This is a genomic window from Pedobacter sp. AC212 (assembly GCF_979258625.1).
The window spans coordinates 2038646-2065261 of the sequence record NZ_OZ409870.1; the positions used below are offsets into that span (position 1 = coordinate 2038646).

Sequence of the window (26616 nt, forward strand, 5' to 3'; positions counted from 1 at the left end):
TATAATGGCAATTGTAACTCGTTTATAACAATCGTTAAAAATCGATTTTCAACCTCAAACCACCGTTTGTAAGGTTAAGGTTATCATTGGAAAACGTTTTCATCGGAAGCCTTAAAAATGGTTCGATGGCGAAATCGGTTTTCTTCGAAATTTTTTGTTTGTAACCTAATGAAAAGTTATAAAAGCCAATATACTTATCAGTAACCTGCAACGATTGCGGCTGAGTTTCTGAAACACGTTCGGTAACGATGAGCATTTTCTGCTCTGCAACGCCGGCCGTATTAGCCACGGTAATATTTCTGCCAGTGCTTACCAAATAATTATTGTCTTGTTTGTTGTTTAAAATAGCCAAGGCTGAAACCCCAACACCAGTGTAAAACTTCTTGCTAATATTATATTTCAATTCCAGTGGAATATTAATGCCCCTAACACTGGCATTAACGGATTCTAAACTTCTAGAATTGCTTGAATAAGAGTTTATTGGACTCGAATTCGGCACAGAACTCGCTACAGCATCACTTGCGGCTCCAATTTGGGTTGATGGATTGCTGGTAGAACTCAATGATGAATAGGCAATTCCCGAACTTATAGAAAGTTTATCGGCTACGTTATACGAAAGTGAAAAACCATAATTCATGTTCACTTTGTTATCATTTCCCATTGCAGGTGCCACGTAAATTCCAGGTTCCCATTTAGAATTAATTGGGGCTTTTGTTGTGCCTTTTAACGCACTCAACTTACTATCTTGCGCCAACAAATCCTCAAAAGTTGGCTTTTTGAATGTTTTTTCTTGTTTGGTTCCTCCTTTAATTTCAAATTTTCTGTTGCTGGATGAGGTTAGCGGAATGGAAGATAATGTATTGGCTAGCGTATTGTGAATGCTTTTTATAATAGGAGTGGTATTAGCGGGAACAGCCTCCTCAATTGGATTCACCGTTAATCTGGTTACCTCTATTGCTCTGTTTTGAGTTTGTGTATTGTCTGCTAAAGGTGTATTTAAATGGCTTTTAGGCGTAATATTCGGTTCTTTCGTTTTAGGTACACGATTATCTTCAACTCTTTTCTGTTCAATTTTTTTTGGCTTGATAACCGCTAAATCGCCTTGGTGATTTTGACTATTAAATACCAGGAACGTACCTCCAACAACCAATAGTAAAGCAGCAGCAACCCACATCGGCCACAAAACGAAACGGCTTCGCTTATCTTTCTTTTCAGAAAAACGCTCCCATGCACCTGGAACGTATTGTTCCTCGTGCTGTTGAAGTTGTTTGGCGATATGATCAATTAATTCTTTATCCATTTTTCTTGTATGATCCAACCATTGTATTTTGATAAAGTGTGCGAAGTTTATTTTTAGATCTCGTGAGATAAACCCGACTGGAACTTTCTGGGATGTTTAGCATTTTCGAAATTTCTTCATGTGCAAAGCCTTCAATCTCATATAGGTTAAAAACCAACCTTTGTGTATCAGGTAAGTGATTGAGCAAATTTAAAATGTCATTTACATGCAGTTCTGATGCAATAGAAACCTGCGTTACAGGATGTTCGTCTTCACCCAAATCATCAACGTAAAATTGTGCCTTTGTACTTCTGATTTTATCTATCGCTGTTCTGGATGCGATTTGTGCAATCCAACCTTTAAAGGAGCGTTGTAATTCTTCAGGATTTTTTGGAGATTTAAAATTAGCAACGTGTTTAAATATTTTAATAAAGCTGTCGTTCACAAGTTCCTCACTATCCGAAACATTCTTTGTGTATCTTAAAATAATACCCATTAAGTAGCCATAGAAAGATTTATACATCATTTCTTTACAGCTATTGTCGTTTTTTACGCAGCCTTTTAAAATTTCCTCAAAACTGAGTATCTTTTTTATCACTCCTGGGAAGGACTATTTTTACTTTGATTAGTATGCTTGTTTTTAACTTTTCCGGTTGCAAAATTAACGAAATAACACCATTCCAATTTAGAACGATGTTATTTCATTGGTAGGTTTTACTTGTTAGTCATTACAGCCAAACCAAATTTGGTACTGTCGGTAGTGCTGCTAAGTCCTTTTGCCCAAATGGTATAAATTTTTCCCTTTTCGATTTTTACAGCTGGTAAGCTTGCTTTAACCGTTGCCGAACCGGCTTCTTTTACCTGAAAGGTGTAGCTATCTGAAGGATTAACGGAACTGAAAGTAGAATATTCTTTGAAAGCTTTTGCTGTAAACAAGGCAGTAGCATTACCTTCAACTGCTAAATCTAACTTACCAGAACCTGGACTTAAGTTAATAAAACGCACTTTGGCTTTGTCAGTTTCAGGAGCTTTCAAATCATCTTCGACCAATAAAATTTTGGTCGATTTCAATGTGTCGACTACAAAAGCCGAATAGAAAGATCCGCCTTTTAAAGTTGCTGTACCACTTGTCAAATATTTCAATGAGTCTTTCTTTGCTACACCGATAATCCTGGTGCCTGGGTAAGCTGCGTAGTAACCCCTATCGTTAGTGTAAGTAAAATTGCCGATTTTAGAGTTGTCTAAAACAAAATCAAGCGATCCGGTGCCTGGCGATGCATGAACATATCCAATACCAGCGGCTTCAATTGGGGTATCATCCCAATCTTTTTTACAGGCAGAAAATATAGTGGTTATAACGAGAAGAGAGAGTGCAATTTTTGTAGTTAAGCTAAAGTTTTTCAAATGAGTTTTCATGTTTTAAATCAATTTCTAAATAAAATTGGTTAATGGCCATTAACACTTTTTATCATAAAACGATTAACGGGATGAAAACGCTACAGCTGTAAGTAGATATTTTTAATCGACGGTAATTTTGCTTTCATAAATAATTTTGCTGGCAACGCGTCTGCCATTTACTATTGCAGGTGAAAATTCAAAATCTTCCTCTCTAAGTCTATTTAGATTTATTGTATCTATTTTTTCGTTGCCCGCCGATAAGATTCTAGTTTCGTATTTTATCAACCTGCCATTATCGTCCAAATGGAAAATATAAAATAATTCATGTACTCCACGAAAACTTCTAATATTTGAGGGTATCTTAAAAAAATCGAGAAGGTAGTACATAGCATACGTAAAGCCTCCAATTTTAGCTGGATATACTAGCTTGTCGCCTGTTTTCAGGGAATCAATTACACAGTTCAGGTTTTTAGTTGATGCATTATATTCTACTTTTTTTGTTGTGTAGTTATAAATTTGTTCAAGGCTATCTTTGCGATCGAAAAACCTCCATCTGCCATAACGCTTGTCATCTTTATAGATGCCCGATGCGATAACTTTTCTGCCAGATTTTATTTCAGCTTCTCCATTTCTGATGTACTTTTTGGATTTTAGTTCTGTAGCGTGTTCAATCGTTCCCCGAATAATTCTGTAATAAGTTCTTGTAGAATCACTTTTTTGCGCAAAGGTTGCGAGGCTTGAGCTTATGATGAGGAGAGTAACGAGCGTTTTCATAAAACTTGATTAATTTATAAAGAAAAAGCGTTTTGATTTAATATCAAAACGCTTTTCAAAATATATTTTAGCAGTAACTATTATGCGTACATTTCCTCACGCAGTTTTGCAACATCAGGGCTGTTAATATACTCATCGTAAGTCATCAACTTATCAATAGTACCTTTTGGCGTAATCTCAATAATTCTGTTTGCCACCGTTTCCGTTAACTGGTGATCTCGTGAAGTAAACAAAATGGTTCCTTTGAAATCTTTCATACCATTGTTCAACGCTTCGATTGATTCTAAATCCAAGTGGTTGGTTGGCTCATCAAACATCAAAAGATTGGCTTGTTGCAACATCATTCTGGAGAACATGCAACGCATTTTTTCTCCTCCCGAAAGTACTTTTACGTTTTTTAATACCTCTTCGCCAGAGAATAACATCCGTCCTAAAAAGCTGCGTACAAACTGCTCATCGGCATCTGTTCCAGAGTATTCACGTAACCAATCGACAAGGTTTTCATCTTTTCCATCAAAATATTCAGAGTTATCATTCGGAATATCAGCTGTGCTGATGGTAACACCCCATTTAAATTCGCCTTTATCTGCTGGCGTTCTTCCTGTTAAAACATCGTAAAATGCTGCGGTAGCTAAACTGTTTTGCGATAACACAGCAATTTTATCGCCTTTATTTACCATGAAGGTTACTTTATCGAACAGTACACCGTCATTTCCTGATTTGCCTAAAGCATCAACCTGTAAAATCTGGTCACCCGCTTCACGGCCGGTATTGTTAAAAATAATAGCCGGATATTTACGACTTGAAGCCTTAATTTCAGTAATATCTATTTTATCTAAAGCTTTTTTACGCGAGGTAGCCTGCTTCGACTTTGATGCATTGGCACTAAACCTGCGGATAAATTCCTGCAGCTCCTTTACCTTATCCTCCATCTTCTTGTTCTGGTCGCTACGTTGTTTTAACGCCAACTGACTCGATTCGTACCAGAAAGTATAGTTACCCGTATAGATGCTCATCTTCGCGAAATCGATATCCACAATATGCGTACAAACGGCATCTAAAAAGTGCCTGTCGTGACTTACCACCAGTACAATATTCTGGTAATCTGCCAAAAAGTTTTCCAACCACGCAATTGTTTCGATGTCCAAATCGTTGGTAGGTTCATCGAGTAATAAAATATCTGGGTTACCAAATAATGCCTGAGCCAATAATACCCGTACTTTTTGCGTATTATCCAGCTCTTTTAGCAATTTATAGTGGTTATCTTCCGTAATACCAAGGTTGCTCAACATGGTTGCTGCGTTGCTTTCCATGTTCCAACCATCCATTTCAGCAAAGATATTTTCCAACTCTCCTGCACGTTCGCCATCCTTTTCGGTAAAATCTTCTTTCATGTAAATGGCATCTTTTTCTTTCATGATGGCATACAGTTCTTTGTGGCCAATCATCACCGTTTCCAATACCGAAACCTCATCAAATTCGTAGTGATTTTGCTTTAAAACCGCCATTCTTTCGCCTGGAGTAAAGGCAACGCTACCCGAAGTCTGGTTTACTTCACCCGATAAAATTTTCAAGAAAGTAGATTTACCTGCGCCGTTAGCTCCAATTACACCGTAGCAGTTGCCCTGGGTAAACTTTAAGTTAACATCTTCAAATAGTGTGCGTTTGCCGTATCGTAATGATAAATTAGAAACTGAAATCATAATAAATAGAAATAAGCCGCAAAGATAGGGTTTATAGTCCGAAGAGAAAAGGCAATAGTGGGGTAGTGTTTGCTTTTATTTGAAAATCAGTGTTCAGTCTTTCATCTCAATTGCAGTCCCGCTTTCCCTCCAATCTTTTTGTTTTTGTCGGAAAAATATGTTAAAATTCTACAACAAAAAGTATTTCCGTTCAATCTGGTTTATTAAACAAAGTAAGGGGCTTCGAATGGAAAAATGGCCCAAATCCTCAGATTCAATTTTTACGAATTCGGAAATTAAAAATCATCTTCCCGAACTTTTTTCGGCAGACAGTTAATGATTCAATAACTTAACCGTAGTTAAAAGATTTCTCCGCTTCGATAGAAAGGACGATAATTGCAACGCAAACCGCTAATAAATAACCACCCCCGAATCCCTCCTTGAAAATGAGGAGAAGAGCTGGAAACTACTCATTCTAATCTTTAAGGGGTATAATGAAGTTGGTGGGTTTACAGTACCAAACCCGAATTTGCGTAAAAACATCACCTTACTACCAGCAAATTCCCCTCCTAAGTTAGGAGGGGTTAGGGGTGGTAAATGTGTTCATCTATCCTGCTAAAATGCAAGGTTCAGAAGGTGGTTTTGTTAAATTGGAATCTACAGGTAGTGAAAATAAGAAGGAGAGCTGGAAAGGACGATAAGTGCAACGCAAATCGCTAATAAATAACCACCCCCGAACCCCTCCTTGAAAATAAGGAGGGGAGCTGGAAACTACTCATTTTAATTTTTAAGGGTATGATGAAGTAAGTGGGTTTATCAGTACCAAACCCAAATTTGCATAAATATATAACCTTACTACTAGCAATTCCCCTCCTAAGTTAGGAGGGGTTAGGGGTGGTAAAGGTGTTTATCTATCCTATTAAAATTCAAGGGTTCAGAAGGTGGTTTTGTTAAATTGGACTCTACAGGTAGTTTGTTTGAACAAAGTATTCAACAACCTTCGGCCACTTATAGGTAAATGATTCAGGATCATAATTATTTAGTATAATTCATCATTTTGTTTCTTTGAAACCATAAGCAGTGATGTTGCATTTTTCTTGTTCATTGCCTTCGGCTTCAGCCGTAAGAACTAAAAAATTACCTAATTTTAGGGTGCGATGCAAAATTTATTAGCTGTCATAAGCCGTCCTGTTGGAAAGGTGGAAGTTGAGGCATTGGCCGCAATGGAAGATTTTTCTGCTAAAGATCTAATTGATTTAAGTTTTCAACATCATGAACAAATCTCTTTTAGGGCGGCTTGGATTTTAGAGCGTGTTTACTCCAATCATCAGGAACGCTTTTTGCCCTTCGCATATTATTTTCTCGAAAAACTCCCTTCACAACAAAATTTATCTTCACTTCGGCATTATGTCAAAATTTTGGCTTTTATGACGCACAAAAAAGCCACCAGGGAAGTGCAAGAACTAATAGTGAACTATTATACTGATTGCATTGTTGAGGTGGTTTTTGCCTGGCTGATTGACGAAAAGATACCTGTCGCGGTAAAATCGCACTGCTTGAATATTCTGGCCAATTTAATTCCCAAACATCCATGGGTTAGAAACGAATTAAATGAAACAATGGAATTTTTAGTCGATCTGGAGAGTATCGCTTTTTTTGCTAAAGTGAAACAGATTAGGAAACAACTACAAAAGTAGAAAGTGAAAAGTAGAAAGTTGAGAGTAGAAAGTTGAGAGTGAAAATTTGAGAGTGAAAAGTAGAAAGTGGAAAGTGAAATTTTCGAGACAGTGGAAAGTAAAAAGTTTCAGGTTTTAACACATTTGATATATGCTTTCGCTGTAATCTTTTTGCTTTTAACTATTTTTACCAAATGACCAATTACGAAATTGTATCTCAAATTATAAAAGAACGTCGGAGTATTTTTCCAGCGAGTTATATCAAAAAAGAAATCTCGGTTGAGGTGATCAATCAGATTTTAGAAAGTGCCAATTATGCGCCCACACATAAATTAACCCAACCCTGGCGCTTTACCGTAATCAGAAAAGCCGGTCTAAAAAAATTAGGGGAGGAGCTTGGAAGACTTTATCAGTCACATGTTTCTCCGCAACAATTTCTTCAAAAAAAATATGATAGTTTTGCCGAAAAAACCGGTCAGGCAGCTTGTATCATTGCAATCCAAATGGCATTAAGTGGTAAAATACCCGAATGGGAAGAGTTAGCTGCGGTTTCTTGTGCTGTTCAAAATATGGCTCTAACCGCCGAAAGTTTAAAAGTTGGTGCTTATTGGAGCTCGCCACCATTAATCGATCATCTAGGAGGATTTTTAAGTTTAGACGAAAATGAAAAATGTATCGGACTTTTCTATATGGGGTATCATAACGAAAAACCATGGATGCCAAACCGCAGTTCAATGGAAGAAAAAGTAAAGTGGATTGAAGAATAAGTCTGGAGTTATTAGGCGTAAGTCGCAAGTCTCTTTGCTAGTTTCCATCACTTATTTTTCAATATTCATTTAATATTTTTCCCTAAATATGTCAACATTAAAATCTCAACTTTATCAGTTGTGCTTAACTTTTATTCAAAATAGAATAGAAAATATTGAGTATTCCATGCTGCAAGCCAGGCAGGCATCAAACGACGATACGAAAAGTAGTGCCGGCGATAAATACGAAACTACGCGTGAAATGATGCAGCAGGAAATGGATAGAAACAGCAAATTGCTATATGAGGCGGGTCAGCAAAAAATCGCTTTGCAGCAAATTGAAAATGTTGATACAGCCAAAGAAGTAAAAAATGGTAGTTTGGTTTTAACTTCTGAGGGCAATTTTTACATCAGCATTAGTGCTGGCGAATTAAACCTTGAGAATCAGAAATTTATCGCTGTTTCTCAAGCGGCACCCATCGGAAGAGCGTTCATTGGACGTAAAGTAGGCGATGAAATCAGCTTTAATGGAAATAAGTACTTGATCAAAGAAATTCTTTAGGTTTTCTTCGGTGGAGATTTTACAAATTCGTTATTGGTTTGTGGATTTTTAAATCCACAGTGCTGGGGTCTGGATTGCAAATCCAGACCAGCGATACTCGTATTGTAACCACAGATAGTCGAGATTTGCAATCTCGTCTTAAAATTGATTTTAAATTCACGGTTTTGGTGTTTGGATTACAAATACAGACCAGCGTGTATATAAAATGACGTTAAGAACGTTCGTCATTGCGAGGTACGAAGCAATCTCATTCGATAGCACAATACCGCGAATGAGATTGCTTCTCCCGATGAAGAATCGGGAGAAGCAAAGACGGAAAGTTAAAAACGTCAATGGTAGCCTGTCGAAGGAGTTGCGGAATATGTCTTTTGAGGCGTTTCGACAAGCTCAACGTGACAAGATTCGTAGATAAATTGATTATGAGACAGCCCAGCGAGCCATCAAAACTTTATCAGCACCATTAACTTATTCCAAGTCTTTTTGCGAAATCAGGTATTAAATAGGTTTTTAACTCGCTGAAGGGAATAAATACTACAATCTGACCTTGAGCGTAACTGGCAACTTCATAAGGATTATACATAAACGCCAGCCCATTTTTATTGAAGTAGAAGTTATTGTTTGGTTTTAAGAAATTATCGAATAAAACCGTACTGATTTGATCTTGAGGCTTAATATTATATTGCTTGCGAAGGTTTTTTTCCAGCAAACCCTGAAGTGAGTTGGAATCAATTTTAACAATATCACTTAATGCCATCTGTTTTTTATTCACAACATCAAGGCAAAACATCGTGCTGCCGTAGTTACCATGCGCACCGCCTGTGTATGCATCCGTTAAGAAATCAATAACCACAAAACCATTTTGATTATAAGAGATAGATTGCTGGCTATTGCTCGAGTAGTTCATCCACAGCTCATATCCACGATCGGAACCAGATTTTTTTTCCGCTCCAATTTCTTTTTTATAATCTTCCAGGTACGTACTAGCAATTTTTTTGAAACCTGTTGCTCTATCCGCAGTTCCTTTGTCGATTCCCGAAATTAGCTTAAGCTGGTCATCTAGCCATTTTCCAGCACCATCATTATTAACTGCCTTTAAATATTCGAATCCGATACTGGCATGGGGCGATTTATCATTACCTGCAAAAGCTTTAACAGAATCGGCATATGATCCGGTTATAAACTGATAACTCCCCTCTGGGTACTTTTCTGCAAGAAAAACCGGGAAAGTTTTACTTCCGCTACCGTCAGACCAAGTACCTTTGAAACCATTACCGGTCCATTTTAATCCCAAATGGTTTTGTTTTGCATCTTTATCAAAATAATAATCGTAAAAGCTATTCTCAAAAAGTACTACACTATCTTTACCTATCAGGGTATCGATAGATAGGTTTAACCAAGAGCCCTCGTAAAAATAATTGCCTTCAATCTCGCCAGTTAATCTTTGCAGGTTCATCACGACTGGTTTTCCTGCAATTGTTCCTTCAAGCCTTTTGTAAAAATTTTCTTCAAGTTCAGTTTTTACAGTAGCCTCTTTGCCAGAATCATCTGTAGCAGCTTTATCGTTTTTGGAACTGTTGCAAGCAAATAAGAGTGCAGCGCTTAGGAGCAACAAAAGGAAATTATTTTTCATCTGTATCAATAAATTTTTTTGAGGGATAAAAAGGTTTTATCTTAATCTACATCAGTTACAGATAGAACTAGCTTTTTGTTTTATTAAAGCTTTTATTAATGCTATAATACAGGTTTTTAGCTGAATACCTCCCCGGATCTATGATGCGGCGGATGGTGTAAAGTGGATAATTCTCATCCCTTGCTGTAGATAAAATAAAAGCCGCTTTAAATCCATGCTCTTTCAGTTTATGCAAATTTGCCGCTTTGAAAACGCCATAAGGATAGGCGAAATATTCGACCTTTTTCCCGGTTATCTCCTCAAGTTTTTTTGTGGGTTCGTCTATCTGGGTTTCCCAATCCTCTTCGGTAAACTGTGCAAAGTTTTTATGATCGTAGGTATGACTGGCAATTGTATTTCCCTCATCAGCTAATTGCTTAATGTTTTCTTTGGTCATATAACTGATGCGGCCTTTTCTTCCGATAGAAACAGTCATGATGAAATAAACCCCTTTAAAACCATATTTTTTAAGGGTAGAATTTCCAACTGTAAACTGATCCATGTCCGTATCATCAAAAGTGATCATGATTGGCTTTTCAGGCAGTTTAGTTCCATAAACCAAATAATTATAAAGTTTATCAGGAAGCACCGTGTGGTAACCGCTATCGGCGAGCATTTTAATGTGTTGTTTAAATTTATCAGGAGAAATGATATCATCACCAGCTCGTTTGCTATCGCTGGCTAAGGCGTTTCTAATTTGATGATAGCATAAAACCGGTACTTCTCGTCGGGCCAGGATCGTTTTTGCATCAGCAGGTTTTACGTCGGCCTTTGTGGTGTCGTTTACAGCTGCAAATGCATTATTTTTTTGTTCAGATTTTTCTTCAGCGCTATTGCTGTTGCAAGAAGCTAATGCTAATCCAATAGATGTGATCAGCAGAAGGCGTTGAGCAGTTTGTTTGAGATTCGAGATCAATTTTTGATGTATTTATTTGATCAAAGATACTGCGTTTTCAGATAAAATAAATTCTTTTTCAAAGGCATCCCATTCTTTATTACTAATGCCAGATTTTAAAGCAAGGACCTTTAAATCAAATTCAATTGAACTTCATTTATAAAACAAAACCCCGACTTTCGCCGAGGTTTATTGATCTTTAAAAACTATTTTTAATGCTGTTGCTTAATGTTTTAGGGCTCCAATAACCACTTGCTATAATTCTGCGAATGGTAAATAATGGATCCTTTTCATCACGTTTGGTAGATAGTTGGTAAGCCATTCTGAAACCACGTTTTTTCAGTTCAGGAATTCCTTCGGCATTCCATAATCCAAACGGATAAGCAAACTCGGTCATTTTTTTACCCGTAATTTCTTCTAAACGTTTTGTTGGTTTATCTAACTGCTCCTCCCAATCTTTACCGGCGTATTTTTTAAAGTTTTTATGGTCATAGGTATGAGAACCAATCACGTTTCCTTCATCAGAAAGTTGCTTAATCTGGTCGCTGCTCATGTAATCAACAAATTTTCCCTTTTTGCCAATGGAAACAGTCATGATGAAATAGACAGCTTTATAGCCCAGTTTCTTTAAAGTTGGATTTACGATGGTAAACTGATCTAAATCTGTGTCATCAAAAGTTAACATTATGGGCTTGCTCGGTAGCGCAGCACCCGTATTTAAGTAGGCATAAAGCTGATCGGGCAAAATGGTGTGGTAGCCACTGTCGGCTAACATCTTCATTTGGTCTTTGAAGTTTTGAATCTCTACAATATAATCTTTACCTACCTTTCCATCAGTTGGTTTCCAGTTTCTTACCTGGTGATAACACAAAATAGGAACTTGTTTTCTGGCTAGAATTGTTTTTGCATCTGCTACTTTTATCTTCGATACATCAACAGCAGTTTCCGTATTTTCTACCGATGTAGATGCTTGCGCTGTAGAATCCTTGCCATCAGCATCGCTGGTTTGAGATTTAGATTGACAGCTTGTAAATAATATTATTCCAGCTGATATAATCGTTAATAATTTGTATTTCATATTTATGTATATGTCTACAAAACTATAAATTCTGCTAAGTTATTATACAGGTAAACAACCGTTGTTGATAAATATTTTCCCAATGAGAAAATAAAGCTAGCTAACTGTTTTATTACAATCTGCGGGGATATAATCAGCTTTTATTAAATAATTTAGCGGCTCATAACCAACTTTGATGAACAAACTTTACAAACTCGTTCTTTGTGCGCAGTTTTTATCGCTAACGGTAGCGGCACAAAACAAAACTTTTACTTTAACAGAAAATAATCCGGCTCAGCCTAAGGCAAATTATCAACTCGCTTCGCGATTTTCACCAAATAAGTTGAAGAAAATGGTATATTCTACCTCAGTCGACCCGCATTGGCTAAAATTGAGTAATCGTTTTTGGTACACTTTCGAAAGTCCGAAAGGAAAATTCTGGTATTTAGTAGATCCGGCCGCTAGAAGCAAAAAATTAATGTTTGATAACGCCAAAATTGCTGCAGACATTACGCTAATTGTACGCGATCCCTTTGATGCGGAACACCTGCCTTTGGAAAATCTGAAATTTGCTGCCGATGAGAAAAGTATTTCTTTTGAGGTTAAAAGCTCTATCGATGAGTTAAAGCCCGATCGTAAAGATAAAAAAGCGGCCGATTCGTTACAGAAGAAAATCTATTCATTTAAATATGATCTGGCTACGGCTAAACTCACGGAGGTTGCAAACTTCAGCAAACCAAAACCAAAACCAAGTTGGGGAGCTGTTGCGCCAGATTCATCGGCAATTATCTTTTCCCGGAACTACAACCTTTATTGGATGGATAAGGATAACTATAAAAAAGCCGTTAAAAACGAAGAGGATAGTACCATTGTCGAACATCAGCTTACAAAAGATGGGGTTAAATTTTATTCTTATGGAAGTGATGGAGATGGTGAAAACAATGTAGAAAACGAAAAAAACAATAAAAAACGTAGGGGTGCTTATGTACTTTGGTCACCAAATGCTAAATATTTCATCCTAAATCGTACCGATTCCCGCAAGGTTAAAGATTTGTGGGTAATCAATAGCGTTACACCTGGTCGCCCCACTTTAGAAACTTATAAATACCAAATGCCGGGCGAAGCTGAGGCACCTCAAGACGAGATTTTGTTGTTCGATTTTGAAGCGAAATCCTTCAAGAAATTAAATGTTTCAGCTTTTAAAGATCAAAGTGTCTCAGTTTGGAGCAAACCTTCTTCGGCAAAAGATCGTGACAACGAATTTCGTCCTTCCATCTGGTTAGGTGATGACAGCAGATTTTATTTTTCACGTACCAGCCGCGATTTAAAACGCATTGATATTGGAACAATTGATATCGCCACAAGCAAAGTTACGCCATTGATTGATGAGCGATTTAATACTTACGTAGAGGTTAATCGCCCTGGTTTGGTAAACAATGGCAAAGAATTAATCCACTGGAGTGAACGCGATGGTTGGGCACATTTTTACCTTTTCGATGGAAATGGAAAGCTAAAGAATCAAATCACCAAAGGTTCATTTCACTGTGAAAGCATTGTAAATATCGATGAGAAAAATCGCGTACTTTATTTTACAGCCAATGGGAGAGAGGCTAAAGAGGATCCATATTATTTGCATTTGTACAGCATCAATTTTGATGGTTCCAACCTTAAATTGTTAAATGCTGGCGATTTCGATCACGCTATCAGTATGAATGATAATAACACCTTTTTTGTTGATAATTATTCGAGAGTAAACACGGCGCCGAAATCTACTTTAAATGATAAAAACGGTAGAAAGGTAATGGATCTGGAAGTTGCTGATTTATCGCTCTTAATGGTTGCAGGCTATAAATTTCCTGAACCTTTTACTGTTAAGGCTGATGATGGTATTACCGACCTCTATGGTGTAATGTACAAACCATTTGATTTTGATCCGAATAAGAAATATCCAATTATTGAATATGTTTATCCTGGGCCACAAACAGAAGCGGTGAATAAAGCTTTCAGTAAATCAATGGATCGCACTGAACGCCTGGCGCAATTTGGTTATATCGTGATTACAGTTGGTAACCGTGGCGGAAATCCTTCACGATCGAAATGGTATCACACTTATGGTTACGGAAACCTTCGCGATTATGGTTTGGCAGATAAGAAAACTGCAATTGAACAACTCGCCGCTAAATACAACTATATAGATGATACAAAAGTAGGCATCACCGGTCATTCAGGTGGTGGATTTATGTCTACCGCTGCCATGTTGGTTTATCCTAACTTTTTCAAAGCAGCAGTTTCTAATGCGGGTAACCACGACAATAGTATTTACAACCGTTGGTGGAGTGAAAAGCACCATGGCGTAAAGGAAATTGTATCTCTAAAAGGTGATACTTCATTTAAATATAGCATCGATAAAAACCCTGATCTGGCAAAGAATTTAAAAGGTCATTTATTATTGATGCATGGCGATGTAGATAACAATGTACATCCGGCAAACTCCATTCGGGTTGCTAACGCCTTAATGAAAGCTGGTAAACGCTTCGATTTTCTAATCGTCCCTGGTCAGCGCCATGGCTTCGGCGATATGACAGAATATGCCTTCTGGAAATTAGCAGATCATTTTAACAAGTATCTGATTGGTGATTTTTCTGATCCCGCCGAAGTTGATTTGGTAGAGATGGATCGGGATGTGGAGAAAACCGGAAAGTAATTTAAAAACTTTCTGTTCAGTATAAAATGGCTTACGATTTCGTAAGCCATTTTTGTTAATGGCCAACAAATATCACTTGAAGCACTATTCAAACATTTTTTGTGCCCTAATGTTATTTTAATATGAATTACAAAAGCACCATTTTGGCAGCATTCTTCCTGGTGGGAGGAGTGGCCAGCAGCAATGCTCAAGATATAGACAAAAGCAAAGTACCTGCAGCGGTAAAAAATGCTTTTATGAAGGCTTTTCCAAAAGCTACTGATATAGATTGGGAAATGAAGGGTGGAAACTATGAAGCTGACTTCGATTTAGCAAAAGTTGATCACAAAGTAACTTATACAAGTGTTGGAAAAGTTGTATCGCAGGAAAAAGACATCCCCAATAATCAGTTGCCTGCTTCAATAGCAAAAAGTATTAAAGCCAAATATCCAAAAGGACGAATTGAAGATGTAGACTGGATAAATACTGGTGGAAAAATTACTTATAAGGTAGATATTGAAGGCACACCCGATGTGAATGTTTGGTATAATGCAGAAGGTAAATTTATTAAAGAATTAGCCGATTAAAAATAAACCCATCGAGGAATCGATGGGTTTGTTGCATTTAAATGGCATGGGTACTTGTGTTCTTTAACCTTACTCTTTTCTCAATAACTCTTTACCTCATTAAAATCCTGTCTGTTTATTTTTCTTCTGAATAACAAGAATTGTAGAGTGGTAAACAGTAGATAGGCTATCGAGAAGGTTAATAGATTTCTAAATATAGTAACTTCATCGTGTTCTAAAAGCTTTTCAGTTATCATTACTCCTGCGATAAACATGACACCGCATACTGGTAATCCTAGAAATGTTAAAAAAGAGAGGTAAACATTATTTCTTATTTTATCAATCAAGTTAAGGAAAATCGCTGATGAACAAATCGCCATTGCGATTAGGTATATAAACGAATAGGCTAAGTTTAGCAGTATATCTAAAATCTGTAAAAGCCACGTCCAAAAATCTCCGTCCTCATGATTTGTTTCCGATATCACAATTCTAAAGATGATATATAGAGCTATACCTGCTGCGAGATTAGTTAACCAAAATCTAAATATTACTTTATTCATGTATTGTTGTCAGGAGCGAAATCACACTTTATTGGGAATCGAAAGATGCAACTACGGACAATTTTAAAGAAAAAAGGTTGATAGTTTACAATATGTTTTGTTAATATGAGTATTCTGTTGTAGCTGAGCAAATTACCACTACTGTTTATTAATTGCTTCAATATACATTTTCACATCCGCTTTGCTTTTGGTAAGGTGCTGTTATATGCCTGATTTCTTTCTACATTCGTCTACTAACGTGGTTGTCAATGAGTCAAACCGTTGTTGAAATTTGAGTTCTTCTCTTTCGTCTCTTAGTGCTTTTCTATTTGTTTCATAGACCTATTGTTCTGCAGTGGTTAAGGTTTTATTTTTTTGTCCAAATGATTGAATAGAAAATGCCAGAACTGTGCACTTCCCCAAATTCAGACCAGTTAAAAGTAGAATTCTAGACCGAGCGCAGCGAGGCTATTAGAAAAACTATTAATTTTAATTGGCAATATGAAAAGAATCAAGTTTACGGAATCCCAGATTGTAAAAGCAATCAAGGAACATGAGAATGGCAAGAATGTGCACGATCTCTGCAGAGAGTTAGGAATAAGTACAGCAGCCTTTTACAAATGGCGCCAGAGATATGGCGGAATGGAAGTAAAAGAGTTGTCAAAACTTAAGGCATTGGAGGAAGAAAATGCACGTTTAAAGAAAATGTATGCGAATCTTAGCCTCGTGCATGAAGTTTTCAAGGAGGCTGTAGAAAAAAAGCTTTAACGCCTGACGAAAAAAGGGATTTAGTGGATGAAATGGTAAAAAGGATAAGCCATCGTCAGGCCTGTAAATGCGTTGGATTGAACCGCAGCAAACATTATTATCAACATAAACGACGGGATGATAGTGAAGTAGTTGATGCGCTTTCACTTCTTGTTGAAAAGCACGTCTCCATAGGCTTCTGGCAGTGTTACTACCGATTGCGTCGAAAAGGGCTTAAATGGAACCATAAAAAGATTTATAGGATTTATACATCAATGAGGCTTAATATCCGCCGCAGGGCAAAAAAGAGGCTGCTAGAAAGAGTCAAGAAGCCTTTGTCTGTACCAGAAACTATAAATGAGGTATGGTCCATGGATTTTATGAGCGATGCGCTTTGGAATGGAAGGAAATTTAGGTTGTTGAACATCGCTGATGATTACAACAGAGAGATGCTAGCTATTGAGATAGATTATTCACTGCCGTCCTTGCGGGTTATCAGAGCGTTGGAGATTGAATGGAAGCATCAGAAGAGAATTGTTAAATGCATACATATTTCACTCCCTGGATGATGTAAGGGAGAAAGTAGAGGAATGGATGATGGATTACAATTACCATCGACCACATCAAGCATTGAACTTCAAATCTCCTGTAGATTTATTACAGGAAATTTGAGGACAAAATTATACTTTTGAATGGTCTGAAAAACAGGGGAGCTTACAAGTTGTCAAGCATTCCACCGATTAAAAAATTAATGCAATTTCGTAGTTCGTAACCACCTGTCGAAACTGAGGAAATGAAAAGTTTATTATAGTCAGTTTTAGAGGTTTCAATTAGTTTCAAACTTCTTTCTTTATCTACTTTTTCTTTTTCAAGTTGAGTTAAAGCAAGGTTTTTAAGACGGTCAAATTCTGCTTCATTTGTCAGAAAATGGTTTATTATATTTTCGTCTAATTCAAGTGTTAGTTTTGTATTTCCTAACTGAAAATGGTAATCTTCTCTTGATTTAAACATTTCAAAGTCGTCATTTTTATTCTTTTTTGACTTTTCAATCATTTCGCCCACTTGTTGTGGCGTCATTTTTTCAAGTTCAATTTTCATCTGCTCAATCATTCCTGTCATTGCTAATGCCCTGAATGCAGTCATTTTCCAAGACGTATCTTTTTCAAAGTGCAAATACGTATCAAGTCCTTTTCCAATTGAGTCCAATACAGTCATTCCAACAACTGCTGTTTTGTCTGTTTGTCCGAGTAAGGCAAATTTCGTAATTGAACCGTTTTGTAAATCTTTTCCGTTTGGTTTGCCTTCATATTCGCCAGAAACATAATTCTCGATGTTTGGTAAAGTCTCTTTCGAAAATATTTTTTTTGCTAAATCTAATGGTTCGTAAGTCTGTCCATAAACTGTCGTAAATGTCAGAAGTAATGTCGTGAATATTGTCGTTATACGTGTCTTCATAAAATTGGTGCTAACGTTTTGGGGCTTTGCGATGGTGGGGCAATCGAAGCACAAATCTTCAATTTTGCACAAAAGTTCAAACGAAGAACAACTGTTGAACTTTGTGCCAAAGGCATCACTTTATGACAGTTTCGCCCCACTATTGTAAAACCCTTGTTGTGCGATTGTGCTTTTTAGTCTATCAAGAATATTCTATTTTTCCCATAGCAGACAGAAAATCCAATCGAAATTTCGTAGCGTCAAAATTTCCTAATTTCTTTTGTTTTTCAACTAAAATTTGAGTTGAATGATATAACAATTCAAATACATAGGCGCAAATTTCTTTATCCGTTGATAATTTCTTCAATCTTTCGTAATCGGGATGAATACTATAATGACCAACATTATAGGTAAAGAAGTCTGTGTATGAGGAAGGCTGACTAACTCTTTTCTGATAACGGAATGGATGAGATTTGTAATGTGCTACCAACTCCAAATCTATCCAAAGATATTCCATAATACCTCCATAATCATTATGTAGTGCTTTTTCAAAGTGTTCAAAATGCTTGCGAATAGCTTTGGCAACTATAGTAGTGCTTTCATCCATAATGTTTGCAAAAAATTCTACTCTTAAAAGATGTCCGTCAGGTCTTGACTGACTTTCAGAAAATTCTCTGATAATTCCACTTTTAAATGTGCCATATGAATTAAAGAACAGCATTTTCGTAAATGATTTATCCATAATGCCAATTTCCTTTTTATGTAGAATTTTTGCAATTTCTGTGACAGCGTCTGATTTAGAAACCAAAGAACTTTTATTTGATGAAATACACAAATAGATATCCTCATCACTAAAAGTCTCGTTGATTTTTTGACTGACAAATTCAAATTTGAAATCTTTGTCTACTCCACAATAACTATATTTTACTTCGCCTTCACTTCCTGCTAAAACATTATTTTCGTTAAGCCAATTTGTTGAGTAAAATTTACTATTAAAAAGTCTGAATAATTGTTTTGTATCCATTTGGATTAAATCTTTGTTCGTTAGTTTGCACAATGTCGGTTTAGCATATCGCACAACGTTCCGGGTATTGCCGAAGGCGGGGATTTTTAGCACGAAAGTTCAATAGAATTACCACTGTTGAACCTTGCATAAATGCTCAATCGAAGCACTTCAGCCCCGCTTTTGGCAATACCCTGTTGTGTGCTGTTTTTATCATCCTCACTCATCAATTTCAACCTTCACTGGGAATTTATTTAAACAAGTTTTAAAATTCTGTAGATTGTTAAACTCTGTAGTTTGTGTAGCATTCAATTGATAACTTATTTGTGTCTTGTCAATTGAACAGATTGTCAAATATTTTACATCAAAGTCTTTTTGCAAAATAATTTTCTCGATTTCAGTCCAATTGATCAATCGGTCGACATAATACTTTATTCCAATTTTATTAAGGGTAAATATTGGCTTCTCTTTATAAATATAAACTAAATTTTTTGTGCATTTATATGTTCCTATCAGAAATATGAGTCCTAAAAAAGCAAGACCCACACTAAAAAAAATGTCCTCTGTATGAATATCATAATAGCTTTCTACCCATATCATAGTTGCCCAAAGTGTTGAGCCGACGAATAAACAAAAGAACGTCAATGTCCAAAATAGAAAATAACCAAACATTGGCGTGTTTCTATAAATTATTGTATTGCCGTCTACTAATTTCATTTTTTTCTATTGCGTTTACATAATGGTCGGAATAAAATAGCACATAACGTTTCGGGCTTTGCGTTCGGGCGGGAAATCGAAGCACAAAAGCTGATATTATTACTAATTTCAATTGAAAAACTGCTGGTGAGTTTTGCAATTCAGCCCGCCTGACGCAAAACCAGTGTTAGTGGTGGTTATTTTAATTCGAATTGTTCTATATTTTGTTTTATATAATTAATTCTTAATTCATCGTTTTGAATTTCTAACTGTTCAATTATGTCACTAATTTTGTCAAAATCTTTTTGTCGTTTTGCTTTTTTTCCATCGTCTATTAGTGAAATCATTTTTTGATTTTTCATTTCTACATAATAGTTGATGAGTTCATTAAAATAATTGTCTCTTTGAGATTTTTCTAAATTGTCCTCATAGTAAAACTCTTTGTCTGCATCTCCAAGTGAAAGAAGTCCTTCAAATTCATTAGTAAAATATACAGCTTTAAGTGGAAAAGATAAAGTCCTAATAGCTTCATCATTAACTCCATTTATATCAAGTTTGGTCGGTTTTACTTTAAACGCTAATTCTATTATTTTCAGGTCAATTTTCTGCAATAGCTCAAACGAATTAGTTGCATTGGCATTTAAAATATCGTCTTTGGAGATGTGAAAAATAGGTTCGTTTAATTGAATTTTAGCAAGAGTTGAAGTTCTCAAATTTTCACTTAATGAATTTTCTGTTAATTCTCTTTCTCGTTCTTTTTCTTTCCAAATTCTCAGTTGTTCTTTTTTGTCCATTTCGTGTTCGTCATAATTACCGCTAACGTTTTGCCGCTTTGCGAAGGCGGGGTTTTTCAGCACTAAACTTCATTAGATGCACAAAGCTTGAATTTAGCACTTCACTTTCATAGAACCACGAAACCCCCGCTTTTGCAAAACGGCTGTTACCTGCTGGCTTTCTTTCGTTAGTCAAGTTGTATCTCAATTTTATTTCGTTTAGTGTCAATGTCAAACCAATTTTGTTTGTCTGGGTTTGGCAAACATTCTTTAATGTCCAAGTTTCTTGAATATCTGCTCAATGCCTTGTCACCAAATTTCAAAGTCAATTCGTATTCTGTTTGTCCGTCTTTGCCGATAAATGCTTTCAATTTTACGTGTCTATTGTCGTTTACAAATTTTTGGGAGTAAAGACTGACGGGTTGGTTTAATAAAATTCCGTCACACCAAAAGCCTTTGATTTGGTCATTGTCTGAATGCTCAAATGCTTTACAAATTTCATATTCTAAACACTCGCAAAAATCTCGGTCAATAATTTTTTCTTGTCTGTTGTCTGATTGTTTAAATGAACTTGAACTGTAATGATTTAAAAAGTTTTCAACGATTTTGTCAAAGTCTGATTGGTTGCAAAACTTTGTTGAAATGTCTATTAAGTCAGCAATGGAACTTCCTGCTTCAATTTGCCAAGCATTCTGTCCGTCAAACTTTTTCGCTGAAATTTTCTCAATCGTCAAAGGATTACCAAAGTAGTCCTTGAGTTCTTTTACAAAGTCGGAAATTTCCTTTTGATTATAGGTCGGCCAATCGTTCATTGCATTTAAAAACAATGTCGCAATGTCTTTTTGCTTATGGTCTATTGTGTCAATGTCAACCAAGTCGAATAGTGCTGAGTATGTCGTGATTTTGTTGTCCATTGTCGTTGTTTAAGCTTGCAGGTAACATCTAAATTTACGCATTTCGCAAAGCCGAATTAAATAACATTCGTAAAGCCATAACAAATTGGTGGCTTTACGAATCTTTTATCAAATAAATCGCTTTTGATATCTAGTGCTAAGTAGATGGCATATAAAACACGTTGATCCTACTAAAATAAAAAATATTTGAACGATCGCAATAGGGGGAAACCGTAAAACGTTTCGCATCTGGAGCCTTAATATTTTTACTGTTTTCGCCATCTAGCCCCGATAGTAATGATTAAGGTTTAATTTGTAATTACTTTCCTATCGCCAGCTTATCGATGTTTAAAACTTAATATGGATAGCGGGAAGCTAAATCAAAAAAATGCTTCTGTTGGTGCGCTCCAGATCCTTAAAACATCGAATCGCTATTTTTTCTTAAATTACCAGCTTAAAATATCCTCAATGAACAAAATCTTATATTACGGGATGGCAATTGCCTTGTTTGCTCACTCCTGCAAGCAGGCAAAAGAAAATAGTATTAACAACGGCCCAGATTCGCTGGCCATCAAAGCCATCAACGATTCGAGCTTAACTCATTATTTATCAGCAATTGCTGCTGACAGCCTGGAAGGGAGAAAACCCTTTACCGGTGGCGAAACTAAGACCATCAATTATTTGAAACGAGAATTTCAAAATTTAGGTTTGGAGCCCGGCAATGGCGATAGCTTTTTCCAGGAAGTGCCTATGGTGGAGATTAAATCGGTACCGGAAAGTAAGATGGTGATTCAAGGGAAATCAGGGAGTTTAAGTCTGGATTATTTAACGGATTTCGTTGCAGGATCACGCCGTGTACAAGATGATGTGAACATAAAAAATTCGCCTTTGGTTTTTGCGGGTTATGGCATTGTGGCTCCAGAATATGGCTGGGATGATTATAAAAATTTGGATGTGAAAGGTAAAACGGTCGTGGTTATGATCAACGATCCGGGCTTTTCGGATTCGACTTTATTTAAGGGCAAAAACATGACTTATTACGGTCGCTGGACTTATAAATTCGAGGAAGCCTCGAGGCAAGGTGCAGCTGCAGTATTAATTATTCACGATACTGAACCTGCAGCTTACCCTTGGACGGTGGTGCGCAGTGGCTGGTCGAAATCGAAACTGAATTTGCAATCGGCAGATAACGGCATGAACCGAACGGTTATTGAGGGCTGGATTTCTTTGGATAAGGCCAAGGCACTTTTCAAAATGGCTGGTCAGAGTGATGCCTTATTTTCGGCTGCCAGGAGCAAAAGTTTTAAGGCAGTAGATTTAAATGCAACCACTTCCTTAGCCGTAAAGAATACGATCAAAAAATCGGTTACTTATAACGTTTTGGCAAAAATACCGGGCACTACCCGAAAAAATGAAGCTATTATTTATTCGGCTCACTGGGATCATTTAGGTATTGGTGAGAAGATTCAGGGAGACTCTATTTATAATGGTGCGGTTGATAACGCAACTGGTGTAGCGTCATTGTTCGAACTCGCTTCGGCATTTAAGAAGTTGCCAAAAGCCCCAAACAGAACTATTCTGTTTATTTCCTACACTGCGGAGGAGCAGGGTTTACTAGGATCAGAATACTATGCCAAACATCCTTCTTTTCCTCTGGATAAAACGGTTGCCAATATCAATATGGATATGATGGGGATTGCTGGCAAAACCAAAGATATTGTAGTTTATGGCTTCGGTCAGTCTGAGTTAGAAGATTACGCTTCTGCTTCTGCTAAAAAGCAGGGTAGGGTTGTGGTTCCAGATCCTGTTCCTTCTTCTGGTTTATACTACCGCTCTGATCATTTTAACCTCGCGAAAGTTGGCGTACCATCGCTATTTACGGGTTCTGGAGTTGATAATGTCAAGAATGGCCGGGAGTGGGGTTTAAAACAAGTATCTGATTTTACCAAATTCAGATATCATTCACCGCAAGATAATTTTGATGCAAAAACCTGGGATTTATCTGGAATTGTAGAAGATGTGAGATTGGTTTTTGATATGGGTTACCGTTTAAGTAATGAAGATGTTTATCCGAAGTGGAAAGATGGATCGGAATTTAAAGCGATAAGAGAAAAGAAATAAGAATCAGTCATTCATTGATTTTTTTCACCCGTTCGGCCTCCTGAATTTATTTAAGGGTGTTACTCATTTTTTAAAGATTTCTCCACTTCGGTCGAAATGACGAAAGCAAAAAAAAGGCCTCAGAATCTGCGAATCTGAGGCCTTTTTTAAAACAAAACGTTCCGATTAAAAGTGGAACTGAACGCCCAATTTTGGAGCGAAAGTATTTGCTTCTAAACCGAATGAGTTTGAAGAAACTTCGCCTCCAGTGATCTCATTTTTAACATTTAGGTTATTGTATCCTAAACCATTAACTGATACTTCGATACCAATTCTTTTGGTAGGGAAAAAAGCAAAACCAGGTGCAATGTTTACACCAATGCTGGTTGTAGAGGCTACTTTAGCACCAGTATCGCCATTGTCGTTCACTATTTTATTGTTTCCAAACGCCATCGGAACTGATAATTGTCCGAAGAATTTAAATTGATCTGACAAACCAACATAGTAACGGCCGAAAGGTGCTACTACGAATGCCTGGTTTAAGGTATTTTCACTTACTTGTTTGTTGTAATTGTAACCTACGCCGGTACCAATTGCGAAATTATTGTCAACAAAATAACCAACACTTGGTACTATGCTGAAGCTAACATCAGATTTTGCTGCATCTTCTACTTTTGTAGAATTGAAGCCCACATTACCACCTAAAATTACTTTTCCTTTTTCTGTTTGTGCATTTGCTCCATACACTAAACCTGCAACTGCTACTACTGATAATAATAGTTTTTTCATCTTTTTTTATTATTTATTTGTTTAAAAAAAACAGTCAGTTTTACTTTTTTAATTTCTGACTATATTTGGTTAAAAGTCAATGTCAGTGCCAAAAAATGCTGTCAGCGTCATTAAAAAATCAGTTTTTAGCCAATTGCCTAATAGCGAATCAGATATAAAATGCATGTTAATTCTTTATTATTTTTGTGTGACTAAAACTTAATCGAGTGATTAATTTTTGGTAGGTGCCAAATTGACAATTTAGTTTTATTTCCGATTCTTGTCAGCTTTTTCGGAAGCTTTGACATCTTTTAGGAATATCACCGAAACTAATTTTTCAGTTGTAGTGGAGGATATCGAAGCTGAGCCTTCAATATGATTTAACATTTGCAGTCATGCTGCGGGTCAATTTAATCAAACATAAAATCGCGACTGTGAAAAGCAATTTTGTTTAACTTACAAAGCGAGAAGGCTGTATCATAAAGACCATTTTGCCTAGATGCTGTCCTGTTTAGCCTGTCGAAACACCTTAACCATATTTAATCAAGTGTTTCGACAAGCTACCCAACCTCAACGGATAGTAATCATCATTTCAAGCGAAGAGCTTGTAATCTTTTGTAGAATGCCTTAAACCTTGGAGGCAACAATCAGGTTCTCAATCTTTCTTTTGATCAAACTGATGGTTTTCTCGTCAGTTAGATTTCCCTCCTCGTCAAATTTATCTTGTGCTTGCGCAATTAAAACTTCCGGCTGTAAAACGGGGTTCATATTCAAAAAAGTAAAAATTGGAAGAAATGCAGTTTGCATTCTAACTGTACCCCACATGCCTTGAGTAGCACCTAGTAGCGCAACGGGCTTGTGCATTAATGGCGCATCTTTTCCTCTACTGGCCCAATCAATTGCATTTTTCAATCCTCCGGGAACAGAATAATTGTACTCTGGAGAGGCAATAATAAAAGCATCTGCCTGAGCCAAAGCTTCTCTAAATTTAACTACGCTTGATGGTCTTTCTGGCATTTCAGGTGTATCGTAATCGGCGTTATAAACCGGAACATCATCATAAGAAACGATTTCAAATTCTGTACCCTCTGGTACTAACGTTCCGGCAAATTTAAGCAACATCGCGTTGTAAGAGCCTTTTCTAAGACTTCCACAAAGGCCCACAATTTTTCTGTTTTTTTCCATAAGGATTAAACCACATCTCGGTAAAAATGTTTGAGAGTCACGCTGTAGCGCTTAATTAAGTTAGAAATTTTTATCGCTACTTTTGCCATCATATTTATTCCCTTTTATGAACGAGCAGAATCCTTCAAAAGCCATTATCGAAAAAACCGTATTCCCGATATTGTTTGCCTTAAGTTTTTCACATTTATTAAATGATACTATTCAATCCCTTATTCCGGCGATTTATCCTATCATTAAAACAAATTACAAACTCAGTTTCTCTCAAATTGGCTTAATTACGCTAACCTTCCAGCTGGCCGCCTCTTTATTGCAGCCATTTGTAGGGATGTATACCGATAAAAAACCGCAACCTTATTCATTGGCGGTCGGCATGGGTTTCACTTTAATCGGCTTAATTACCTTGTCGCAATCCACCCATTTTTACACCATGTTAATTTCGGTGGCGCTAATCGGTGTTGGCTCATCTATATTTCACCCTGAAGCATCCCGAATGGCGCATGCCGCATCTGGAGGGAAAAGAGGTTTGGCACAATCGGTTTTCCAATTGGGTGGAAATGCAGGGAGCTCTTTAGGGCCGCTGTTAGCTGCATGGATTATTGTACCCTATGGCCAATTTAGTGTGGTTTGGTTTTCTATTATCGCATTATTGGCCATCGTGATTTTGAGTTATGTAGGTAATTGGTACAAAGGTTTTGTCCTTTCCAGAAGCAAAAAAGCTGCTGTTGCTACTGTCGCCAATCAGTTTTCGAGAAATAAAATTGTTTTTTCGGTGGTTATTCTGTTGTTGCTTATTTTTTCGAAATACTTCTACATGGCCAGTCTAACCAGCTATTTTACTTTTTACCTCATCAATAAATTTGACGTTTCTGTACAAACCTCGCAGATTTACTTATTTGTATTCCTGTTTTCAGTAGCTGCAGGAACTTTATTAGGTGGTCCAATTGGCGATAAAATTGGGCGTAAATATGTGATTTGGGCTTCAATTTTAGGCACAGCACCGTTTGCCCTTTTATTACCTCATGCCAATTTATTTTGGATAGGTATTTTAATCGTTCCTATCGGGATGATTTTGGCTTCAGCCTTTTCTGCCATCCTGGTTTATGCACAAGAATTGATTCCCGGGAAGGTTGGCTTAGTAGCTGGACTGTTTTTCGGTTTTGCTTTTGGAATGGGAGGGATAGGTTCTGCACTGTTAGGCAAACTTGCAGATTCTACCAGTATTGAATATGTTTTTAATATCTGTGCCTTTTTGCCCCTGATAGGATTACTAACCGGATTTTTGCCAAATATTGAAAGCAATAAAAAATAAATGATTGGTTAATCTTCAAAATGCAACATCGAAATTAGCCTGACCAAATTATAACACAAAAAAAATTAAGAACTAGCTTTTTAGGTGGTTTAAAAAAAGATAAAACTTCATGAAATGAAAAAGCATCGGCTCAAATGCCGATGCTTTTAAACGGTTGAATTTAACTGAAAACTGCGATTTTT

Annotated in this window: 22 protein-coding genes and 1 pseudogene; 8 read left to right on the top strand and 15 right to left on the bottom strand. The window is 36.8% G+C overall.

Annotated elements, in window-relative coordinates; translation table 11 throughout:
• Nucleotides 1-34: 34 nt before the first annotated feature.
• The 5 genes from ACZZZC_RS08780 to ACZZZC_RS08800 all read right to left on the bottom strand — a co-directional run bounded on the left by ACZZZC_RS08780 (nt 35) and on the right by ACZZZC_RS08800 (nt 5154).
• The gene (locus tag ACZZZC_RS08780; RefSeq protein ID WP_463485718.1) at nt 35-1300 is read right to left on the bottom strand and encodes a hypothetical protein; all 1266 of its coding nucleotides are present in this window, start codon (nt 1298-1300) and stop codon (nt 35-37) included.
• Complete coding sequence (locus tag ACZZZC_RS08785) at nt 1293-1877, bottom strand: RNA polymerase sigma factor (protein WP_082455101.1); 585 nt, start codon at nt 1875-1877, stop codon at nt 1293-1295. The genes ACZZZC_RS08780 and ACZZZC_RS08785 overlap by 8 nt, the downstream gene beginning before the upstream one ends.
• A 116-nt stretch (nt 1878-1993) precedes the next feature.
• Nucleotides 1994-2695, bottom strand: coding sequence for a DUF4397 domain-containing protein (locus tag ACZZZC_RS08790; protein WP_463485719.1), 702 nt, complete (start codon nt 2693-2695; stop codon nt 1994-1996).
• A gap of 102 nt (nt 2696-2797) precedes the next feature.
• The gene (locus tag ACZZZC_RS08795) at nt 2798-3451 is read right to left on the bottom strand and encodes a hypothetical protein (protein ID WP_463485720.1); all 654 of its coding nucleotides are present in this window, start codon (nt 3449-3451) and stop codon (nt 2798-2800) included.
• An 80-nt stretch (nt 3452-3531) separates the two neighbouring features.
• Nucleotides 3532-5154, bottom strand: coding sequence for an ABC-F family ATP-binding cassette domain-containing protein (locus ACZZZC_RS08800; protein ID WP_265801213.1), 1623 nt, complete (start codon nt 5152-5154; stop codon nt 3532-3534).
• Between the two features lie 1136 nt (nt 5155-6290).
• On the opposite strand from ACZZZC_RS08800, the gene ACZZZC_RS08805 reads away from it, so the two are divergent.
• From ACZZZC_RS08805 to ACZZZC_RS08815, 3 genes are all read left to right on the top strand, one after another.
• Nucleotides 6291-6830 (top strand): hypothetical protein, encoded by a 540-nt coding sequence (locus ACZZZC_RS08805; RefSeq protein ID WP_463485721.1) that lies wholly within the window; start codon nt 6291-6293, stop codon nt 6828-6830.
• A 173-nt stretch (nt 6831-7003) separates the two neighbouring features.
• A complete protein-coding gene (locus ACZZZC_RS08810; protein ID WP_463485722.1) occupies nt 7004-7576 on the top strand; it encodes a nitroreductase family protein in 573 nt (190 codons plus the stop codon).
• A gap of 88 nt (nt 7577-7664) precedes the next feature.
• A complete protein-coding gene (locus ACZZZC_RS08815) occupies nt 7665-8117 on the top strand; it encodes a 3-oxoacyl-ACP synthase (protein ID WP_463485723.1) in 453 nt (150 codons plus the stop codon).
• 460 nt (nt 8118-8577) lie between these two features.
• Here the strand turns inward: ACZZZC_RS08815 and ACZZZC_RS08820 are convergent, their stop codons facing one another.
• The 3 genes from ACZZZC_RS08820 to ACZZZC_RS08830 form a co-directional block, all read right to left on the bottom strand.
• The gene (locus tag ACZZZC_RS08820) at nt 8578-9747 is read right to left on the bottom strand and encodes a DUF3298 and DUF4163 domain-containing protein (protein WP_463485724.1); all 1170 of its coding nucleotides are present in this window, start codon (nt 9745-9747) and stop codon (nt 8578-8580) included.
• Between the two features lie 67 nt (nt 9748-9814).
• Entirely contained in the window at nt 9815-10702 is an 888-nt protein-coding gene (locus ACZZZC_RS08825) for a polysaccharide deacetylase family protein (protein WP_463486945.1), read from the bottom strand.
• Between the two features lie 178 nt (nt 10703-10880).
• Entirely contained in the window at nt 10881-11759 is an 879-nt protein-coding gene (locus ACZZZC_RS08830) for a polysaccharide deacetylase family protein (RefSeq protein WP_463485726.1), read from the bottom strand.
• Nucleotides 11760-11934: 175 nt separating this feature from the next.
• Between ACZZZC_RS08830 and ACZZZC_RS08835 the strand changes: the two genes are divergently transcribed.
• The 3 genes and pseudogenes from ACZZZC_RS08835 to ACZZZC_RS08845 all read left to right on the top strand — a co-directional run bounded on the left by ACZZZC_RS08835 (nt 11935) and on the right by ACZZZC_RS08845 (nt 16945).
• Complete coding sequence (locus ACZZZC_RS08835; RefSeq protein ID WP_463486946.1) at nt 11935-14442, top strand: S9 family peptidase; 2508 nt, start codon at nt 11935-11937, stop codon at nt 14440-14442.
• Nucleotides 14443-14564: 122 nt separating this feature from the next.
• Nucleotides 14565-15008 (top strand): PepSY-like domain-containing protein, encoded by a 444-nt coding sequence (locus ACZZZC_RS08840; protein ID WP_463486947.1) that lies wholly within the window; start codon nt 14565-14567, stop codon nt 15006-15008.
• Nucleotides 15009-16027: 1019 nt separating this feature from the next.
• A pseudogene (locus tag ACZZZC_RS08845) lies at nt 16028-16945 on the top strand (IS3 family transposase).
• A gap of 42 nt (nt 16946-16987) precedes the next feature.
• On the opposite strand, the gene ACZZZC_RS08850 reads toward ACZZZC_RS08845, so the two are convergent.
• The 5 genes from ACZZZC_RS08850 to ACZZZC_RS08870 all read right to left on the bottom strand — a co-directional run bounded on the left by ACZZZC_RS08850 (nt 16988) and on the right by ACZZZC_RS08870 (nt 21093).
• Nucleotides 16988-17728 (bottom strand): hypothetical protein, encoded by a 741-nt coding sequence (locus ACZZZC_RS08850; RefSeq protein WP_463486948.1) that lies wholly within the window; start codon nt 17726-17728, stop codon nt 16988-16990.
• A 181-nt stretch (nt 17729-17909) separates the two neighbouring features.
• Complete coding sequence (locus ACZZZC_RS08855; protein ID WP_463485743.1) at nt 17910-18731, bottom strand: hypothetical protein; 822 nt, start codon at nt 18729-18731, stop codon at nt 17910-17912.
• Nucleotides 18732-18929: 198 nt separating this feature from the next.
• Complete coding sequence (locus ACZZZC_RS08860; RefSeq protein ID WP_463485744.1) at nt 18930-19427, bottom strand: hypothetical protein; 498 nt, start codon at nt 19425-19427, stop codon at nt 18930-18932.
• A gap of 176 nt (nt 19428-19603) precedes the next feature.
• Nucleotides 19604-20200: a hypothetical protein gene (locus tag ACZZZC_RS08865; protein WP_463485745.1), complete on the bottom strand. Its 597-nt coding sequence runs from the start codon at nt 20198-20200 to the stop codon at nt 19604-19606.
• A 167-nt stretch (nt 20201-20367) separates the two neighbouring features.
• Nucleotides 20368-21093, bottom strand: a complete 726-nt coding sequence (locus ACZZZC_RS08870; RefSeq protein WP_463485746.1) for a hypothetical protein — start codon at nt 21091-21093, stop codon at nt 20368-20370.
• A 447-nt stretch (nt 21094-21540) separates the two neighbouring features.
• Between ACZZZC_RS08870 and ACZZZC_RS08875 the strand changes: the two genes are divergently transcribed.
• Complete coding sequence (locus ACZZZC_RS08875; protein WP_463486949.1) at nt 21541-23193, top strand: M28 family metallopeptidase; 1653 nt, start codon at nt 21541-21543, stop codon at nt 23191-23193.
• A gap of 165 nt (nt 23194-23358) precedes the next feature.
• Here ACZZZC_RS08875 and ACZZZC_RS08880 read toward each other — a convergent pair whose 3' ends face one another.
• Nucleotides 23359-23961 carry an outer membrane beta-barrel protein gene (locus ACZZZC_RS08880; RefSeq protein ID WP_463486950.1) on the bottom strand — a complete coding sequence of 201 codons (603 nt, stop codon included), beginning with the start codon at nt 23959-23961 and terminating at the stop codon, nt 23359-23361.
• A gap of 606 nt (nt 23962-24567) precedes the next feature.
• Entirely contained in the window at nt 24568-25125 is a 558-nt protein-coding gene (locus ACZZZC_RS08885; protein WP_463486951.1) for an NADPH-dependent FMN reductase, read from the bottom strand.
• Between the two features lie 106 nt (nt 25126-25231).
• Between ACZZZC_RS08885 and ACZZZC_RS08890 the strand changes: the two genes are divergently transcribed.
• Nucleotides 25232-26434 (top strand): MFS transporter, encoded by a 1203-nt coding sequence (locus ACZZZC_RS08890; protein WP_463485750.1) that lies wholly within the window; start codon nt 25232-25234, stop codon nt 26432-26434.
• Nucleotides 26435-26616 lie beyond the last annotated feature (182 nt).

Coding starts and splice junctions, on each gene's coding strand:
- ACZZZC_RS08835 (WP_463486946.1), top strand. CDS start 11,935: ATGAACAAACTTTACAAACTCGTTCTTTGTGCGCAGTTTTTATCGCTA.
- ACZZZC_RS08795 (WP_463485720.1), bottom strand. CDS start 3,451: ATGAAAACGCTCGTTACTCTCCTCATCATAAGCTCAAGCCTCGCAACC.
- ACZZZC_RS08840 (WP_463486947.1), top strand. CDS start 14,565: ATGAATTACAAAAGCACCATTTTGGCAGCATTCTTCCTGGTGGGAGGA.
- ACZZZC_RS08860 (WP_463485744.1), bottom strand. CDS start 19,427: ATGAAATTAGTAGACGGCAATACAATAATTTATAGAAACACGCCAATG.
- ACZZZC_RS08830 (WP_463485726.1), bottom strand. CDS start 11,759: ATGAAATACAAATTATTAACGATTATATCAGCTGGAATAATATTATTT.
- ACZZZC_RS08780 (WP_463485718.1), bottom strand. CDS start 1,300: ATGGATAAAGAATTAATTGATCATATCGCCAAACAACTTCAACAGCAC.
- ACZZZC_RS08890 (WP_463485750.1), top strand. CDS start 25,232: ATGAACGAGCAGAATCCTTCAAAAGCCATTATCGAAAAAACCGTATTC.
- ACZZZC_RS08880 (WP_463486950.1), bottom strand. CDS start 23,961: ATGAAAAAACTATTATTATCAGTAGTAGCAGTTGCAGGTTTAGTGTAT.
- ACZZZC_RS08810 (WP_463485722.1), top strand. CDS start 7,004: ATGACCAATTACGAAATTGTATCTCAAATTATAAAAGAACGTCGGAGT.
- ACZZZC_RS08790 (WP_463485719.1), bottom strand. CDS start 2,695: ATGAAAACTCATTTGAAAAACTTTAGCTTAACTACAAAAATTGCACTC.
- ACZZZC_RS08800 (WP_265801213.1), bottom strand. CDS start 5,154: ATGATTTCAGTTTCTAATTTATCATTACGATACGGCAAACGCACACTA.
- ACZZZC_RS08875 (WP_463486949.1), top strand. CDS start 21,541: ATGAACAAAATCTTATATTACGGGATGGCAATTGCCTTGTTTGCTCAC.
- ACZZZC_RS08885 (WP_463486951.1), bottom strand. CDS start 25,125: ATGGAAAAAAACAGAAAAATTGTGGGCCTTTGTGGAAGTCTTAGAAAA.
- ACZZZC_RS08870 (WP_463485746.1), bottom strand. CDS start 21,093: ATGGACAACAAAATCACGACATACTCAGCACTATTCGACTTGGTTGAC.
- ACZZZC_RS08815 (WP_463485723.1), top strand. CDS start 7,665: ATGTCAACATTAAAATCTCAACTTTATCAGTTGTGCTTAACTTTTATT.
- ACZZZC_RS08850 (WP_463486948.1), bottom strand. CDS start 17,728: ATGAAGACACGTATAACGACAATATTCACGACATTACTTCTGACATTT.
- ACZZZC_RS08820 (WP_463485724.1), bottom strand. CDS start 9,747: ATGAAAAATAATTTCCTTTTGTTGCTCCTAAGCGCTGCACTCTTATTT.
- ACZZZC_RS08865 (WP_463485745.1), bottom strand. CDS start 20,200: ATGGACAAAAAAGAACAACTGAGAATTTGGAAAGAAAAAGAACGAGAA.
- ACZZZC_RS08855 (WP_463485743.1), bottom strand. CDS start 18,731: ATGGATACAAAACAATTATTCAGACTTTTTAATAGTAAATTTTACTCA.
- ACZZZC_RS08805 (WP_463485721.1), top strand. CDS start 6,291: ATGCAAAATTTATTAGCTGTCATAAGCCGTCCTGTTGGAAAGGTGGAA.